Origin of the sequence: Halomonas sp. S3-1-1, assembly GCF_023757625.1 — a bacterium.
Classification (GTDB): domain Bacteria; phylum Pseudomonadota; class Gammaproteobacteria; order Pseudomonadales; family Halomonadaceae; genus Vreelandella.
In genome coordinates, this window is record NZ_JALGBZ010000003.1 from 324,058 (window position 1) to 340,117 (window position 16,060).

General features: G+C 63.0%; 14 protein-coding genes. 9 read left to right on the top strand and 5 right to left on the bottom strand.

Annotated features, from left to right (window positions below; all coding sequences use genetic code 11):
- The first annotated feature begins 242 nt into the window (after positions 1-242).
- The 3 genes from MQW23_RS10860 to MQW23_RS10870 are packed head-to-tail and all read left to right on the top strand — an operon-like array spanning position 243 to position 4,046.
- Positions 243-947, top strand: a complete 705-nt coding sequence (locus MQW23_RS10860; RefSeq protein ID WP_252108115.1) for a gluconate 2-dehydrogenase subunit 3 family protein — start codon at positions 243-245, stop codon at positions 945-947.
- 2 nt (positions 948-949) lie between these two features.
- Positions 950-2,722 carry a GMC family oxidoreductase gene (locus tag MQW23_RS10865; RefSeq protein WP_252108116.1) on the top strand — a complete coding sequence of 591 codons (1,773 nt, stop codon included), beginning with the start codon at positions 950-952 and terminating at the stop codon, positions 2,720-2,722.
- Positions 2,723-2,732: 10 nt separating this feature from the next.
- Positions 2,733-4,046, top strand: a complete 1,314-nt coding sequence (locus MQW23_RS10870) for a cytochrome c (RefSeq protein WP_252108117.1) — start codon at positions 2,733-2,735, stop codon at positions 4,044-4,046.
- A gap of 114 nt (positions 4,047-4,160) precedes the next feature.
- Here the strand turns inward: MQW23_RS10870 and MQW23_RS10875 are convergent, their stop codons facing one another.
- The 5 genes from MQW23_RS10875 to hemC form a co-directional block, all read right to left on the bottom strand.
- Positions 4,161-4,580 carry a hypothetical protein gene (locus tag MQW23_RS10875; RefSeq protein WP_252108118.1) on the bottom strand — a complete coding sequence of 140 codons (420 nt, stop codon included), beginning with the start codon at positions 4,578-4,580 and terminating at the stop codon, positions 4,161-4,163.
- A gap of 302 nt (positions 4,581-4,882) precedes the next feature.
- Positions 4,883-6,142 carry a heme biosynthesis HemY N-terminal domain-containing protein gene (locus MQW23_RS10880; RefSeq protein WP_252108119.1) on the bottom strand — a complete coding sequence of 420 codons (1,260 nt, stop codon included), beginning with the start codon at positions 6,140-6,142 and terminating at the stop codon, positions 4,883-4,885.
- Complete coding sequence (locus MQW23_RS10885) at positions 6,139-7,578, bottom strand: uroporphyrinogen-III C-methyltransferase (protein ID WP_252108120.1); 1,440 nt, start codon at positions 7,576-7,578, stop codon at positions 6,139-6,141. The genes MQW23_RS10880 and MQW23_RS10885 overlap by 4 nt, the downstream gene beginning before the upstream one ends.
- Before the next feature lie 25 nt (positions 7,579-7,603).
- Complete coding sequence (locus MQW23_RS10890; RefSeq protein ID WP_252108480.1) at positions 7,604-8,374, bottom strand: uroporphyrinogen-III synthase; 771 nt, start codon at positions 8,372-8,374, stop codon at positions 7,604-7,606.
- Between the two features lie 37 nt (positions 8,375-8,411).
- Entirely contained in the window at positions 8,412-9,356 is a 945-nt protein-coding gene (hemC, locus tag MQW23_RS10895) for a hydroxymethylbilane synthase (RefSeq protein ID WP_252108121.1), read from the bottom strand.
- Positions 9,357-9,508: 152 nt separating this feature from the next.
- Here hemC and MQW23_RS10900 point away from each other — a divergent pair, with 152 nt between their 5' ends.
- From MQW23_RS10900 to MQW23_RS10925, 6 genes are all read left to right on the top strand, one after another.
- A complete protein-coding gene (locus MQW23_RS10900; RefSeq protein WP_252108122.1) occupies positions 9,509-11,584 on the top strand; it encodes a putative bifunctional diguanylate cyclase/phosphodiesterase in 2,076 nt (691 codons plus the stop codon).
- Positions 11,585-11,700: 116 nt separating this feature from the next.
- A complete protein-coding gene (gene argH, locus MQW23_RS10905) occupies positions 11,701-13,104 on the top strand; it encodes an argininosuccinate lyase (RefSeq protein WP_252108123.1) in 1,404 nt (467 codons plus the stop codon).
- On the top strand, positions 13,101-13,214 hold the full coding sequence (gene lptM, locus MQW23_RS10910; protein WP_252108124.1) for an LPS translocon maturation chaperone LptM: 114 nt from the start codon (positions 13,101-13,103) through the stop codon (positions 13,212-13,214). Before argH ends, lptM begins: the two co-directional genes overlap by 4 nt.
- A complete protein-coding gene (lysA, locus tag MQW23_RS10915; protein WP_252108125.1) occupies positions 13,214-14,485 on the top strand; it encodes a diaminopimelate decarboxylase in 1,272 nt (423 codons plus the stop codon). Before lptM ends, lysA begins: the two co-directional genes overlap by 1 nt.
- Positions 14,485-15,318, top strand: coding sequence for a diaminopimelate epimerase (gene dapF / locus MQW23_RS10920; protein ID WP_252108126.1), 834 nt, complete (start codon positions 14,485-14,487; stop codon positions 15,316-15,318). The genes lysA and dapF overlap by 1 nt, the downstream gene beginning before the upstream one ends.
- A gap of 16 nt (positions 15,319-15,334) precedes the next feature.
- On the top strand, positions 15,335-16,045 hold the full coding sequence (locus MQW23_RS10925; protein WP_252108127.1) for a DUF484 family protein: 711 nt from the start codon (positions 15,335-15,337) through the stop codon (positions 16,043-16,045).
- Positions 16,046-16,060 lie beyond the last annotated feature (15 nt).

A 16,060-nucleotide genomic window follows, 5' to 3' on the forward strand; every position in this document is an offset into this window, starting at 1 on the left:
TCACCGCGCGGTGAAACCGTGGCGCTGACGCCCTTTGTTGAGGAGGGTTTTAGACTAAAGTTTTAATCCGTTGCCCGCCCGGCGTCAGCCGGGCGTTTTACGTTTAGAGAACCGGCTTTAACGAGCGGACGAAGGCAGTGGAGACTTGGTTAATAAGCTAATTAGTAAAATATATATTAAAATGTCGTTATTAAAAAAACCAAAATACCGCTGACCAATGACGCAATGAGCAAGGAGAGACCGTGAGCCTAAAAGACGCATCGCGACGTCGGTTCATGAAGGGAGCGCTGACGGGAATCCCCGCCGTCACCATCGGCAGCGGCGTATCGCTGACCGCTTCCGCCGATGAGCCCCCGCAGCAGCTAACCGATTACCAGCCCGCCTTTTTCGAGTCCGCCGAATGGGATTTCATCATCGCCGCTTGCGATCGCTTGATTCCAGGTACCGGCCCCGGCCCCGGCGCGCTCGAGACCAACGTACCGATCTTCATCGACCGCCAGATGGAAGGGGGCTTCGGCCATGCCGCCGACTGGTACATGAAGGGGCCGTTCCCCGATGACGTGCCGGCGCTCTTTGGCCATCAGATCCCGCTGACCCCGCGCGAGATGTATCGCGAAGGGATCGCGGCGGTGAACGACTTCTGCCAAAACCGCCACGACGTCGCCTTCGCCGCGCTCGATGACGCCGCCCGCGACCAGGTCCTGACCCAGCTTCAAGACGGCGAGATCGAGATGGCGTCGATGCGGGGCAGCTACTTTTTCGACATGCTGCTGCAAAACACTAAAGAGGGCTACTTTGCCGACCCCATTCATGGCGGCAACAAGCACATGGCGTCCTGGAAGTTCATCGGTTTTCCTGGGGCGCGCGCGTCGTATCGCGAATGGGTGGATCAGCACAACGTCGAGTACCCGCTGGGGCCGGTCAGCCTTAACGGGGAGAGGGGATAAGCATGGCACGTACAGAATCACCCGTTGACGTCGTGCTGGTCGGCTTTGGCTGGACCAGCGCGATCATGGGCATGGAATTGACCGACGCAGGCTTGAACGTGCTGGCGCTCGAGCGCGGCGAAGACCGCGACACGGTGCCAGATTTCGCCTACCCGAAGATGGCCGATGAGCTCACCTACGGGGTGCGCTATAAACTGATGCAGCGCCCGGCGAAAAGCACGCTCACCGTGCGCCACAACGTGGGCGACATGGCGGTGCCTTATCGCCACTTGGGCTCGTTTCTGCCCGGCGACGGCGTCGGCGGTGCCGGCACCCACTGGAACGGCCACACCTGGCGGCCCCAGCCCCAGGAGCTGCGCCTTAAAAGCTACGTTGAGGAGAACTTCGGCGCCGACATCATTCCCGACGAAATGACGATTCAGGACTTCGGCGTCAGCTACGATGAGCTCGAGCCCTTTTTCGACTACTTCGAGAAAGTGGCGGGTATCTCCGGCAAGGCGGGGAACCTCAACGGCGAGATTCAGGAAGGCGGCAATCCGTTCGAGGGCTGGCGCTCTGATGAGTACCCCATGCCGCCGCTGGCGCGAACCTATAACGATACGCTGTTCGCCGATGTCGCCCGAAGCGAAGGCTACCACCCCTTCCCGCTGCCCGCAGCCAATGCCTCTGTTGCCTACACCAACCCTTACGGCATGCAGCTCGGCCCGTGTAACTTCTGCGGCTTCTGCGAGCGCTACGGCTGCTTGAACTACTCCAAGTCGTCGCCGCAGACCTGCATTCTGGGCGCGCTCAAGCGCCGCGAGAATTTCTCCTACCGCACGCAGAGCGAAGTGCTGCGCGTGGAGCTCGATAGCGATGGCGAGCGCGCTATTGGTGTGACCTATATTGACCCGGAAGGCAACGAGGTCTTTCAGCCGGCGGATCTGGTGATCCTGGGCGCCTACTCGCTGCACAACGTGCACCTGATGCTGGTGTCCGGCATCGGCACGCCCTACAACCCGGAAACCGGGGACGGCGTGGTCGGCAAGAACTACGCCTATCAGATGAACGGCGGCTCTTCGCTCTATTTCCGCGACAAGGAGTTCAACCCCTTCATCGGCGCCGGTGGCAATGGCGAAGTAATCAACGACTTCGGCGTTGAGCAGATCGACTTCGCTCAGGAAGGCTTTATCGGCGGCTCCTACATCAACGCCGCGATGACCAACGGCCAGCCGATTCGCAACATGCCGCTGCGCGCCGGCGCGCCAAGCTGGGGCGAAGGGTGGAAGCAGGCGGTGCAGGAGACCTACGGCCACGTCATGTCGATTGGCTCTCACGGCAGCAACATGAGCTATCGCGACTGCTATCTGGATCTCGACCCCAACTACACCGACGACCACGGCCGGCCGTTGATGCGCATGACCTTCGACTGGAAGGCCAACGATGTGCGCATGACCCAGTTCATGAAACAGAAGATCGATACGCTTTCAAAGGCGCTGGGCCCGGACGACTACCGGCTCTCTTTCAAGGACTTCGATACGCGCTACGACGTGCGCCCCTACCAGACCACGCACAACGTGGGCGGAGCGATCATGGGTACCGACCCTTCCTCCAGCGCGCTCAACCGCTACCTGCAGAGCTGGGACGTACACAACGTCTTCGTGATGGGCGCCAGTGCCTTTCCGCAGAACCTGCAGTACAACCCGACGGGGCTGGTCGGCGCACTGGCCTACTGGTCGGCGAAGGCGATTCGCGAGCAGTACCTGCCAAACCCCGGCCCGCTGGTTCAAGCCTAGGAGAGCGACCATGAAGCACACCGTAAAATGGCGCCAAGGGCTGGTCGGCGTTGGCCTTTTGAGCGTCACCACCGCAAGCCTTGCGTTCGATGACGAAGTGATCAGCCGCGGCGAGTATCTGGCCCGCGCCGGCGATTGCGTGGCGTGTCACACCGCCCCCGACGGTGAGCCCTTCGCCGGCGGTTTGGCCGTGGAGAGCCCTTTTGGGGCTATTTACTCGACCAACATCACGCCAGACTCAGAAACCGGTATCGGTGACTACAGCCGCGACGAGTTCGCCGCCGCGCTCCGCGAGGGCGAGCGCGCCGATGGCAAGCACCTTTATCCGGCCATGCCGTACCCTTCCTATTCGCTGATCACCGATGAGGATATCGACGCGCTCTACGCCTACTTCATGGAAGGCGTGGCACCGGTCGAGAATACCCCGGAGCGCACGGATCTGAGCTTTCCGTTCAACCAGCGCTGGGGCATCGGGCTTTGGGACTGGCTGTTCACCAACGATGAGACGTTCTCGCCGGACCCCGAGCGTAGCGACGAGGAGAACCGCGGCGCCTATCTGGTTCAGGGGCTTGGCCACTGCGGCAGCTGCCACACCGAGCGCGGGCTCTTCTTCCAGGAGAAGGCGCTGGACGACAGCGACGACGCGTTCCTTTCCGGCGAGGTGCTGGAGGGCTGGTACGCGCCGAGCCTGCGCGGCAGCGGCGACGGCGGCAGGGCCATCGAGCGCTGGGACGATCAGGCCATCGTCGATTATCTGGCCACCGGCCGTAACGACGAAAGCGCCGTGGCCGGCGAGATGACGTCGGTGGTGGCGCACAGCACTTCGCACCTCAACGAGAGTGATTTGCAGGCGATCGCCGCCTATCTGAACTCGCTGGGAAGCCAAGGCGACCGGCCCCTGATCACCGACGCTCAGGTCGACGAAACCGACGCCATGCTTACGCGGGCGGACGTGGAAAACGATCTCGGCGCGCGGCTCTACCTGGACAACTGCAACGCCTGCCACTTCTCCAACGGCCGCGGCGCCGCCCAGGTGTTTCCGAGCCTGTCGGGAAGCTCGATGGTCAACGCCGACGACCCGACCGGCATGATCCGGGTGATCCTGGCCGGAGCCCGGCTACCCTCCACGGAGCAGCGCCCGGAAGCGCTGGCCATGCCGGACTTCGCCTGGCGCTTGTCCGACGAAGAGGTCGCAAAGCTTGCCACCTTCGTGCGCGGTGCCTGGGGCAACGACGCGGGAGAGGTCAGTGCCAGCGCCGTAGCAGACGTGCGCGACGAGCTGCCGGACGATCGCGTGACCAGCGCGCCGGTCATCGACGACTGATCGGTTTTCCCAAGCCATGAAAAGTAAGCCATGAAAAAGGGTGCCCCGTGGGGCACCCTGATCAACGCAAAACCCCACCGATTGGTGGGGTTTTTTCGTACCTGAAAGCAGTGCTTACAAGGTGCGCTGAGCGTCGGCGTCGATGGTCTGCTCGCCGGTAGCACCGTTACGCGCCTGCAGCAGGTCCTTGGACAGCGTGGCGTCGTGGCTCTGCTTGACGCTGGTCGCGCTGGTGGCGTCCAGGTCGGCGTTGATGGTCTGCTCTCCGGTCGCGCCGTTGCGGGCGTGCAGCTGGTCAAGCGAGATCGCGTGGCTGGTGTTGGCGGTGTGAGAGTCGGCGCTGGTGATCGGCAAGCCCATACCGCTGTTCTTGGCGATTACCTGCTCGATGGATGCATTGCGAGACTCGATCTGAGAAACGCTCGAGCTGTTCGGCTGATCGACGCTATTAAGCGTGGCGGAGCCGCGCTCGGCGAAGGCAGAACCGGAAACGAGGGCAAGGGCGATAGCGGCGGTGGCGGTCAGTTTTTTCATGGTGGCGTACCTAATTAATCGATTTGAATGTTTTTTTAGGGCTTGTTGGGCGAGAGCGCCTCAAACCATGCAGGCATCTTAGTATCGAAAAATTAGTAAAAAAAGCGCTTAAAATTCGCTAGACCATTCGATTTGTTTAAATTTAAGTGCGACAAGTACTGTACATTTGTTTGCTCAAGTAGAGTTATAGAGGTTATTTGATACTAAAAACATCGAACGCCGTCGATTTAGACCAAAGTCGTAGAAAAGAGAAGGGCGCCCGAAGGCGCCCTGTCATTGGGTGACAATCGCAAGGCAATAGGTCAACGGCGTTTTTTTCCACCCTTTTGCGGGCCGTCGCTGTCGCTTGCATCGCTTGGCTGGGGCAGGGAGGGCAGTGACTGCGCCATCATTTCCACGCTTTGGCGGTAGTAGAGCTGGCTCTTGTTGTGCTCGCCAAGGCTTGCGTAAAGACGCGCAAGCTCGGCGCACACTTCGCCGCTCGGGCGCTGGCGCTGGCTGGCCTCGAAGTACTCCAGCGCCTTCTCCCATTGGCCGGTACGCAGCGACAGGCGCCCGCAGGCCAGCAGCAGTTCCGGGTCGTTGGGGCGCTCCTGCAGCCATTTTTCCGCGCGGGCGAGCTGGCGCGCCGCGTCGACGCCCAGAAGCCCGAAACGCTTGACCAGCCGCGCGTCCCAGTGGGTATCCAGCGACTGGCTCAAAAGCCGCTCGGCGATCGCCTCTTCATTCGCCTGCAGCAGCGCCTCGACGTAGAGCACGATCAGCTCGGTATTGCCGCGCAGATAGTCCGGCATGTCCGCCCATAGCCCGCGCACCCGCTCGATGTTGGCTGGGTTGGCGGCTTCGAACAGAATCAGCTCACGGTAAGCCTTGAACTCGAGCTGCTCGCGCTCCTGCTGGGTGATCAGCTTTTTGGCCACCAGCCGCGGGACCAGATGGCGAAGCCCCTCCCAGTCGCTGACGCTGAGATAGACCTGCTTCAACAGCTTCAGGACCTGCGGGTGGTTGGGCAGCTTCTGGTCGAGACGGTTGAGAATCGCCAGCGCCTCTTCCGGCTGCTGGCGATCGATCATCAGCTGCGCCTGCATCAGGCCTACCGCAGTATCGGCGCCGTCGGTGGAGAGCTGAGCCTGGTTCAGGTGCTCCTGGGAGCGCTCGTGGTGGCCCTGGTAGTGAGCCGCCAGCGCCGCCGACAGATAGTTGACCATCGGCGTGCTGGAGTCGTCCGCCGCGCCTGCCAGCGTGCGCTCGGCGCGCTTAAAGCGGCCTTCGGTCAGCGCGACCAGCCCGCGCACCGTGCGCTTCATGGCGCGGCGATTGCGCGCCCGGGCGTTCCAGGTGCGATAGCGGCCCACCGGGCGAATGATGCCAGAAAGAAGGCGCAGCACGAAGTGCACCACGATGAAGGCGCCAAGCAGCAGCACCAGGCCGAACCAGAACGAGGTTTGAACCGAGGTATCGCCGACGCGAATCAGCCAGTAGCCCGGCACCGACATCATCAGGTGGCCGAACAGAGCGCCGACGGCGAGGCCGGCGACGATTAGCAGCAGCAGTTTTCTCATTCGTCACCTCCGCCCTGGCGACGCGCCTGGAAGCGATTGTCGATGAAGTCGGCCATGGCCTGCTGCGAACCGCTGATATCCGGAAGCTCCGGCTCGACCTGGTTTTGTTTGATCTCTTCCAGGCGCGCGATCACGCTCTGCGTCTCGTCGCGCTCGGTGTCGTAGTAGCGGTTGAGCAGATCCAGCGCCTTGTCGAGGCTCGCCTCGAATAGCGGCTGCTCTTCTCTAAGCAGAGCGAGCTGGGCCTGTTCGAGAATCAGGCGCAGGCTCTGGCGCAGGTAGGACTCCTGCTCCGGGGTTATCAACGCCTCCAGCGCCTCATCGTGATGGCGCACCACGACCAGATCACGCAGCTCGGCGCCGAATTTCGCCAGCTGGCGCTCGAAGGAGCCGCTCGGCGGCTGCTCCATGCCTTCGCTGATTGCCCGCTCTTCGATCTCTTGTGACAGGCGAAGCCCCGCAATCTGCTCCTGCTGAGCGTTCAGCGCCAGGTAGATGCCGGTGCGGTCGACCCGGGGAACGGCGTCAAGGGCAGCAAGCTCATTGGCGATTTCGCGGCGAATCGGCGTCAGCGCCGGGTTATCGGCATCGACCAGGCGGGCGTCGGCGGTGCGCAAAAGGGCAGAAGCGCCTTCGACGTCGCCTTCGAGCTGCAGGCGCTGGTTGGCCAAGCGCAGAAGATAGGCGGCTTCGGCGTGGAGCCAGTCGCGCTCGTCAGTGTCCTGGGCTTGGGAGAGCTGATCGAGCACGTCAGACACGGTCTCGTCGATGCGCGACTGAACGCTTTCGAGCTCGCCTCGCAGCTCGCTTACGGTGCTGTCGAGCGTCTCGTTACGCTCGGTCTCGCCGCTTTCGATGCGCGACTGAAGGTCGTCGAGATTTTGCTGAGTAGCGCTCGACTGGGTCTGCTGGGCGAGCTCATCGATGCGCGCCTGCTGGGCGTCCGTGCGCTGCCAAAGCTGCCAAGCGATCACGCCGAGTATCAGGGCGACGATCACGACCAGCACGATCGCCACTGCACCGCCCTTGCCACCGCCGGAAGAGGGCGGGGGCGTGTTTGGAGCGGGCGTTTTGGGCGGCGGCGTCGTGGCGCTGGGCTTACTACTGGAGGTAGCGGGCTTGTTTGATGCGCTGGCGGCGGACGCTTTGTTCGGGCTGGTACTTGCGCTATCAGCGCTGGCGTTAGCACCGGCGTCAGTACGGGCATTCGTATCAGCGCCGGTTTTGGCCGGCTGGCTATTATTGCCGCCCTTGTTGCGTCGGCGCGAGCGGCTGTTCTTCGCCGCGTACGCCTCGGCGTTTTTATCCGCCGCTGGGGTCGAAGGCGAAACGCTCGATGTCGCATCGCTCGGGGGCGTGTCGCTTGCTACCTGGCGGGAGGCGGCATCATCAGACGTCTTGTTGTCGCCCTGTTGATCAAATGGTTGTTTGCTCATCTGTCGTTAGCCCTTGTTAAGTTCTTTAATCGACATCGGCATCTCCGGGGGAGCTGAGCGCGTTCAACGCCGCTGCCAGCGCGGCCGTCGATGCGCCTGACGCCACCTTGAGGTCGCAAAAACCCAGCGTGCCGGCCAAGGCGGCCAAACGGCGGCTGGAAACGATTAGGGGTTGTTTCAACGCTGCTTGATGGCACCAGTTTGACAGATATTCAAGCAGTTCGCCGCTGGTCACGATCAATGCATGAAAACTGCCCTCGGCCAGACGCCGCTGCAACTCTGGACCGGGCGCGCGATAAACGCGTCGATAGGTCGCCACGCGGGTCACGGCGGCGCCGCGCGCGGTGAGTGTCTCGGCTAAAAGCGTTCGCCCACCTTCACCGGCCACTAACAGCACGCGCTGATGCGCAAGGCCTGAAAGCGAATCAAGCGTCAATAGCGCTTCGCTGGTGTCCTCGCCGGCGCTTATCGGGGGGCGCTCTACGCGGACGTCGAGCGCGCCTTCGAGCGCGCCTGCAGTGCCCGCGCCCGGCGCGTAGAACTCGATCCCCACCGGCAGCTGCGGCCAGTAGCGGTCGACCGCCTCGATCAGTTGCAAAGCGGCGAAGGGGCTCGTGACCACGATTTTATGAAAGCGGTCGAGATCGAGCCAGATGCTTCTAAGCGCGGCGTCCTCCTCGAGCGTCTCCAGCGCCATGACCTCGAGCGGCTCGACCCAGGCGCCGTCGGCGGCCAGCGCCGAGGCCAGGGCCTCGCCACGCTCGCCGGGGCGGCCGATCAACACCGGCGCGGCCATTGGTGGGGTCGTGGTCGCCTTCATGGACAGCGCGTGTTCATACGTTGTCGCCGTACACCTCGGCGAGAATATCGCCGGCGCCCTGATCGAGCAGGTCTTCGGCCACGCGAATGCCCAGCGCTTCGGGTTCGTGGATCGAGCCGCGGCCCTCTGCGCGCAGCACCTCGGTCCCTTCCGGGTTACCCACCAACCCGCGCAGCCAGATGGTTTCGTTGGCCTTGTCGAGTACTGCGTGGCCGGCGATCGGAACCTGGCAGCCGCCCTCCAGGCGGGTGTTCATGGCGCGTTCGGCGCGCACGCGGGTGGCGGTGTCGTTGTCATCGAGCGGGGCGAGCAGCGCGATCAGCTCCGGGTCGTGCAGCCGGCACTCGATGCCAAGCGCGCCCTGACCGCAAGCGGGCAGGCAGATCTCCGGCGGCAGCTCCTGGGCGATGCGCGCGGCAAGCCCCAGCCGCTTGAGCCCGGAGGTCGCGAGTATAATGGCGTCGAACTCGTCGTCGTCGAGCTTTGCCAGGCGCGTTTGAACGTTGCCGCGCAGGTTCAGAATCTCGAGATCCGGGCGCGCCTCGCGCAGTTGCAGGCCCCGGCGCAGGCTCGCGGTGCCGATACGCGCGCCTTCCGGCAACTCATCGACGCTTTGAAAACGGTTGGAGACGAAGGCGTCGGTAGGCTCGGCGCCTTCCAGAATGACGGAAAGCCCGAGGCCTTCGGGAAAGTGCATTGGCACGTCTTTCATCGAGTGCACGGCGATATCGGCGCGGCCGTCGAGCATTGCCTCCTCGAGTTCCTTGACGAACAATCCCTTGCCGCCGATTTTGGAAAGCGGGGTATCGATGATCTTGTCGCCTTTGGTGGACAGGGCGACCAGCTCGACTTCCAGGCCGCTGTGCGCTGCCATTAGGCGCTCGCGGACGTGCTCTGCTTGCCACAACGCCAGCTGGCTTTTGCGCGTGGCAATGCGTAATTTGGTGATGGATGACACGTTATTCTCCCTTTGCCGCAGACACGGCGTGTCGAACTATGATAAATCTCATCATAAAGCACGCGCTTACGCAGTAAAAACGCTTGCGCCGTAAAATCGATCACTCTTGATTGGCCGACGCTAAATTCTATTGTTACGTGCAGGTAATGCCCATGTCCTCTGCCGATCAACAAGGTGAGCTGGATCAATTTTTTCTGCTCTCGCAGGATATGCTTTGTTGCATCGATTTCCGAGGGACACTGCTCAATGTTAACCCGGCCTTCGAGCATCTGCTGGGCCGCCGCGCCGAAGAGGTGATTGGCCGCCCGTGCGGGGTGATCGTCGAGCCCGACGACCATCCCGTTATAGAGAGCGCGCTTGCGCGCATACACCGGGGCGAGCAGATCGACCCCTTTGACGTGCGCGCCAAAAGTCAGACCAACGCGCTCACTTGGCTGGAGGTGAGCGCCTTCGCCGACGGCGAAGTGATCTACGTGATCGCCCGCGATATCACCGAGCGCAAGACCTCCGAGCAGAAGCTGATGCTATTGGAGCGCAGCGTAGAGTCGAGTACCAATGGTGTCGTCATCGTCGATGCGCTAGCTGACGATTTGCCCATGGTGTACGTCAACAAGGCCTTCGAGACCATCACCGGCTACGCCCGCAATGACGCGCTGGGGCTCAATTGCCGCATTCTACAGGGCGACGAAACCGACGACTCGACCGTCAAGCAACTGCGCCGAGGCATACGCGAACAGCGCGATGTGCACGTGATGCTGCGCAACTATCGTCAGGATGGAACGTCCTTTTGGAACGATTTGTACGTCTCGCCGGTGCGCGACGAGCAAGGGCGAGTCACTCATTTCATTGGCGTGCAAAACGACGTTACCGCCCAGCGCGAGTACCAAGCGCAGCTCAGGCATAACGCCAACCACGATGCCCTGACCGGCTTGCCCAATCGCCAGCTCTTGAACCAACGCTTGTCCCAGGGGGGAGTTTTGGCCAAGCGCTATCGTCGCCACGTGGCGGTGCTGTTCATCGACCTGGACGACTTCAAGCCAATCAACGATTCGCTGGGTCACGACGTTGGCGATTTTATCCTGATCAGCGTTGCCCGGCGCCTCGAGGAGGAGCTACGACCCTGGGATACCGTGGCGCGTATTGGCGGTGACGAGTTCATCGTGCTGCTGCCGGATTTGGCGATGGAGCAGGATGTGATCCAGGTGGTGGAGCGTTTGCTCAAGCGGATTGCCGAGCCCTACTGGTATCAAGACAAGGCGCTTCACATCACCGCCAGTATCGGTATAGGCACTGACAACGGCAGTATGGCCAAGACCCAAGCGCTGGTGCAGCAGGCGGATCTGGCCATGTACAAGGCCAAGCGTCGCGGACGCAATACCTACCAATGGTACACCGAAGAGCTCAACCATCGGGTGAGCGAGCGGGTGAGCCTGCGCCACGCGCTGCAAACGGCCATCGAACAGGAACAGTTCGAGCTTCATTATCAGCCGCAGATCGACGGTGCGAGCGGCGAGGTGGTTGGAGTCGAGGCGCTCATTCGCTGGCACCACCCAGAGTGCGGCCCGGTCTCGCCGGCGGATTTCATCGGCATGTCGGAAGAGACCGGCCAGATCATCCCCATCAGCGAGTGGGTGCTGAGCCAGGCGTGTCGCGATGCGGTGCGCATCAACGACGGCGCCCAGCGCCCGATCGTCATGGCGGTCAATATTTCGCCCACCCAGTTTCAGCGCCCGGGCTTTGTCGCCTCGATCGAGCGCGTGCTTAAGCACAGTGGGCTGGCCCCGGCGCTTTTGGAGATCGAGATCACTGAAGGCGTGCTGATGGAGAGTCTGGAGAGCGCCATCGAGGCGCTCAAGAAGCTGAGCGCTTTAGGAGTGAATATCGCACTGGACGATTTCGGCACCGGCTTTTCCAGCTTGAGCTACCTAAAGCGCCTGCCGATCAACCGGCTCAAGATCGACCGCTCGTTCATTCGCGACGTCACCCACGACGAGCACGATGCGGCGATCGTGGAAGGGGTGATCACCATGTCCTTGAAGCTGGGGCTCGAGGTGCTGGTCGAAGGCGTCGAAACCGCCGAGCAGTTTCGCTATCTGCACCAGCGTCACTCCACCTTCATGCAGGGCTACTACTTCGCTATGCCCATGCCGCTTGCCGAGCTTGGCGACTATCTGGCGGGGTTTAACTGGTCAAAGGCGCTTCAAGAGGCGGGCGTCGATTCGCCCTGAGCGGGCGCGCAAAACCGCGTGCCGCGAACCGGGTCGACTCTGGTACACTCTGGGTCAACGATTCCCTTATGTTGTCACCCTTGTTGCCACCTTCGTTTTGTCAGTAGGAATTCTTGATGAGCCAAGCTACGAATCAGTCCTGGGGCGGACGCTTTAGCGAGCCCACCGACGCCTTTGTTGCCCGCTTTACCGCCTCCGTGAGCTTCGATCAGCGCCTGGCCGCTCAGGACATCCAGGGCTCGATCGCCCACGCCACGATGCTGGCACGCGTCGGCGTGCTGAGCGATGAGGAGCGCGACGCCATCATCGACGGCCTGACCGAAATTCAGGGCGAGATCACACGCGGCGAATTCGAGTGGTCGGTACCGCTTGAAGACGTGCACATGAACATCGAAGCGCGGCTGACGCAAAAGATCGGCATCACCGGCAAGAAGCTGCACACCGGACGCTCGCGCAACGACCAGGTCGCCACCGATATTCGGCTTTTCATGCGCGATGCCATCGACTCGATCGACGCGGAGCTAACGCGGCTGCGTGAAGGCATGATTGGCCTCGCCGAGCGCGAAGCGGACACCATCATGCCGGGCTTCACCCACCTGCAGACCGCCCAGCCGGTCACCTTTGGCCACCACCTGTTGGCTTGGCAGGAGATGCTCGCCCGTGACCACGAGCGCCTTTTTGATACCCGTAAGCGCGTCAACGTCATGCCCTTGGGCGCAGCGGCGCTGGCCGGCACCACCTATCCGATCGACCGCCACGTTACCGCGGAGCTGCTGGGCTTTTCCCGCCCGGCGGAGAACTCGCTGGACGCGGTCTCGGATCGCGATTTCGCCATCGAATTTGCAAGCTTCGCCAGCATTTTGTTGATGCACCTGTCGCGCATGAGCGAGGAGTTGGTGCTCTGGACCAGCGCCCAGTTCGACTTCATCGACTTGCCGGATCGTTTCTGCACCGGCTCGTCGATCATGCCGCAGAAGAAGAACCCGGACGTGCCGGAGCTCGTGCGCGGCAAGACCGGCCGCGTGTACGGTCATCTGATGAGCCTGCTCACGCTGATGAAATCGCAGCCGCTGGCCTACAACAAGGACAACCAGGAGGACAAGGAGCCCTTGTTCGACACCGTCGATACGGTGCTGGATTGCCTCAAGGCCTTCGCCGACATGGTGCCCGCCATCGAGCCGAAAAAAGAGAGCATGTTCGAGGCGGCGCGGCGCGGTTTCTCCACGGCGACGGATCTGGCGGATTATCTGGTGCGCAAGGGCGTGGCCTTCCGCGACGCTCACGAGATCGTCGGCCAGTCGGTGGCCTTTGGCCTGAAGGAGAAAAAGGATCTCTCCGAGATGACCCTTGAAGAGCTCCAGCAGTTTTCCGACACCATCGAGGCGGACGTTTTTGACGTGCTGACACTCGAAGGGTCAGTGGCTGCGCGCAACCATATCGGCGGCACCGCGCCGGATCAGGTCCGTGCCGCGGCCAGCCGCGCGCTCGAGGCGCTCAAGGCGCACCGGGAGGCGCAATGAAGGCGCTCGCCCTGATCGCGCTCGTTACACTCCTGCTCGCCGGCTGCGGCCAGAAGGGCCCGCTCTACCTGCCGGATGACAACGCACCAATCGCCGCCGAGGAGTCCTGATGGATCACTTCAACTACCAGGACGGCGTGCTGTTCGCCGAAGAGGTGCCGCTCACGCGCATTGCCGACGACATCGGTACGCCCTGCTACGTCTACTCGAAGGCCACGTTCGAGCGCCACTTTCGCGCCTATACCGAGGCGCTTGGCGGCCACCCGCACCTGATCTGCTACGCGGTGAAGGCCAACTCGAACCTGGCGGTGCTGGGGCTTCTGGCACGCCTTGGCGCGGGCTTCGATATCGTCTCCGTGGGCGAGCTCGAGCGCGTACTCAAAGCCGGCGGCGACCCGAAGAAGGTCGTCTTTTCCGGCGTGGCCAAGCGCGGCGACGAGATGGCGCGAGCGCTCGAGGTCGGCATCAAGTGCTTCAACGTCGAGTCAGCGCCGGAGCTTGAGCGCCTGAACGCCGTGGCCGGTGAGCTCGGCGTCATCGCGCCGGTGTCGCTTCGCGTCAATCCGGACGTGGATGCGGGCACGCACCCCTATATCTCCACCGGGCTCAAGGACAACAAGTTCGGCATCGCCATCGACGATGCGCTCGAAGTCTACACGCTCGCCCGCGATTTACCGCATCTCGCCATCAAGGGGCTCGATTGCCACATCGGCTCGCAGCTGACCGAGACGGCGCCGTTTCTCGATGCCCTCGAGCGGCTGCTGCTGCTCATGGAGCGGCTTCGCGAGCGCGGCATCGAAATCGAGCACCTGGATCTCGGCGGCGGGCTTGGCGTGCCGTATCGCGATGAGACCCCGCCGCAGCCTTTTGACTACGCAAGCCAACTGCTGGCGCGGCTGTCGCGCTGGGAAGGCGGCGAGACACTCACGCTTCTGTTCGAGCCCGGCCGCTCCATCGCCGCCAATGCCGGCGTCATGCTCACCCGGGTCGAGTTTTTGAAACCCGGCGAGACGAAGAACTTCGCCATCGTCGACGCGGCCATGAACGACCTGATCCGCCCGGCGCTCTACCAGGCCTGGCAGGCGATCGTGCGTGTCGATACCCGTGAAAGCCGTGACACTGCCACGTTCGACGTGGTCGGCCCGGTGTGCGAAACCGGCGATTTTCTCGGCAAGGATCGCGAACTTGCCATCGCCGCAGGCGATCTGATGGCGGTGCGCTCGGCGGGCGCCTACGGCTACGTGATGGCCTCGAACTACAACAGCCGCCCGCGCCCGGCCGAGGTGATGGTCGACGGCGACCGCGTGCACGTGGTGCGCGCCCGGGAAACGCTGGAAAACCTGTGGGCCGGCGAGACGCTCTTGCCAAACGAGGCGACTTGATGCTGCTTCACTTCACCAAAATGCACGGGCTGGGCAACGATTTCATGGTGATCGATCTGGTCACCCAGCGTGCCCGGCTCACCGACGAGATGATCGCTCAGTTGGCCGACCGGCGCTTTGGCATCGGCTTTGACCAGCTTCTGGTGGTCGAGCCGCCCCGCGACCCGGACATGGACTTTCGCTACCGGATCTTCAACGCCGACGGCAGCGAAGTCGAAAACTGCGGCAATGGCGCGCGCTGCTTTGCGCGCTTCGTGCGCGAGCAGCGCCTGACCCATAAACACGAAATTTGCGTCGAGACCGCCGGCGGCCCGCTCACGCTGCACGTGCAAAGTGACGGCCAGGTACGGGTCGATATGGGTCGGCCGCGCTTCGCCCCGGAACAGCTTCCGTTTGATGCGCCGGCGGATGCGGTGCTGCACGCCATCGAAGTCGACGGGCAGCCCCTCGAGATCGGCGCAGTGTCGATGGGCAACCCCCACGCGGTACTCACCGTGGACAGCGTCGAGCGTGCCCCGGTCGAGCGGCTGGGCCCGCTTCTGGAGGCGCATCCGCGCTTTCCCCGGCGGGTCAACGTCGGCTTCATGCAGGTGGTGTCGCCAAACGAGATTCGCCTGCGCGTATTCGAGCGCGGCAGCGGCGAGACGCTCGCCTGCGGCACCGGCGCCTGCGCGGCGGTGGCCAGCGGCATTCGTCAGGGGCTTTTGCAAAGCCCGGTCACGGTACACCTGCCCGGCGGTCAGCTCACCATCGAGTGGCCGAGCGAAGACGCCGCGCTGGTCATGATTGGCCCGGCCACGCGGGTGTTTGACGGCCGTGTGACGCTCAACTAATCCAAGGAGAACGGCGATGTCGCAAGCTCCCGAGCCGCGCAAGACGCTCGACCCGGACCAGGTCGCGTTTTGGCTGGCCCGCCACCCGGACTTTTTTGTCGGCCGGGAAGGGCTTTTACAGCAGCTCAAGGTGCCCCATCCGAACATCGATGGCGCCACGTCGCTGCTGGAGCGGCTGGTGATGGATCTTCGCCACCGCGCAGAGAGCGCCGAGGGCCGGCTCGAGCATCTGTTGGAAACCGCGCGGCACAACGAGGCGCAGTACCGGCGCCTGCGCGAAACGCTGTTGGTGCTGATCGATGCCGAGGATCGCGACGCCCTCGCTCAGGCGCTGGCGACCCAGCTTAACGAGCGCTTCGACACGCCGGCGATGGCGCTCTGGTGCCCGTCGAGTGTGAGCGACGAGGAGCCGGCGCCGCCCCAGCCGCCGCGCCACGTGCTCGATCAGCACGCTACGTCGCGGCTGACGGCGCTGCTGGACGGGCGCACCAGCCGCTGCGCCAAACTCAGCGCAAGCGACTGGAAGCACTTGTTGCCGCATACCAAAGCGCCGCGCAAGGCGGGGTCGTGTGCGATCACCCGGCTCTCCGCCGGCGAGCCGATGGGCTATCTGCTGCTCGCAAGCCCGGATGCTGAGTGCTACCGGGCGAGCATGGATACGCTGTTCACCGAGTATTTGGGCGATATCGTCGCCAGGCTCTTGCAGCGTTTGGGAAGCGGTGGTTAACGACGCCGTGGCCAG

Excerpts from the sequence above, each read along its gene's own strand:
- dapF (WP_252108126.1), top strand. The coding sequence starts at position 14,485 with ATGCTGCTTCACTTCACCAAAATGCACGGGCTGGGCAACGATTTCATG.
- MQW23_RS10870 (WP_252108117.1), top strand. The coding sequence starts at position 2,733 with ATGAAGCACACCGTAAAATGGCGCCAAGGGCTGGTCGGCGTTGGCCTT.
- lptM (WP_252108124.1), top strand. The coding sequence starts at position 13,101 with ATGAAGGCGCTCGCCCTGATCGCGCTCGTTACACTCCTGCTCGCCGGC.
- MQW23_RS10925 (WP_252108127.1), top strand. The coding sequence starts at position 15,335 with ATGTCGCAAGCTCCCGAGCCGCGCAAGACGCTCGACCCGGACCAGGTC.
- MQW23_RS10890 (WP_252108480.1), bottom strand. The coding sequence starts at position 8,374 with ATGGCCGCGCCGGTGTTGATCGGCCGCCCCGGCGAGCGTGGCGAGGCC.
- MQW23_RS10880 (WP_252108119.1), bottom strand. The coding sequence starts at position 6,142 with ATGAGAAAACTGCTGCTGCTAATCGTCGCCGGCCTCGCCGTCGGCGCT.
- MQW23_RS10885 (WP_252108120.1), bottom strand. The coding sequence starts at position 7,578 with ATGAGCAAACAACCATTTGATCAACAGGGCGACAACAAGACGTCTGAT.
- MQW23_RS10900 (WP_252108122.1), top strand. The coding sequence starts at position 9,509 with ATGTCCTCTGCCGATCAACAAGGTGAGCTGGATCAATTTTTTCTGCTC.
- MQW23_RS10875 (WP_252108118.1), bottom strand. The coding sequence starts at position 4,580 with ATGAAAAAACTGACCGCCACCGCCGCTATCGCCCTTGCCCTCGTTTCC.
- argH (WP_252108123.1), top strand. The coding sequence starts at position 11,701 with ATGAGCCAAGCTACGAATCAGTCCTGGGGCGGACGCTTTAGCGAGCCC.
- MQW23_RS10865 (WP_252108116.1), top strand. The coding sequence starts at position 950 with ATGGCACGTACAGAATCACCCGTTGACGTCGTGCTGGTCGGCTTTGGC.
- lysA (WP_252108125.1), top strand. The coding sequence starts at position 13,214 with ATGGATCACTTCAACTACCAGGACGGCGTGCTGTTCGCCGAAGAGGTG.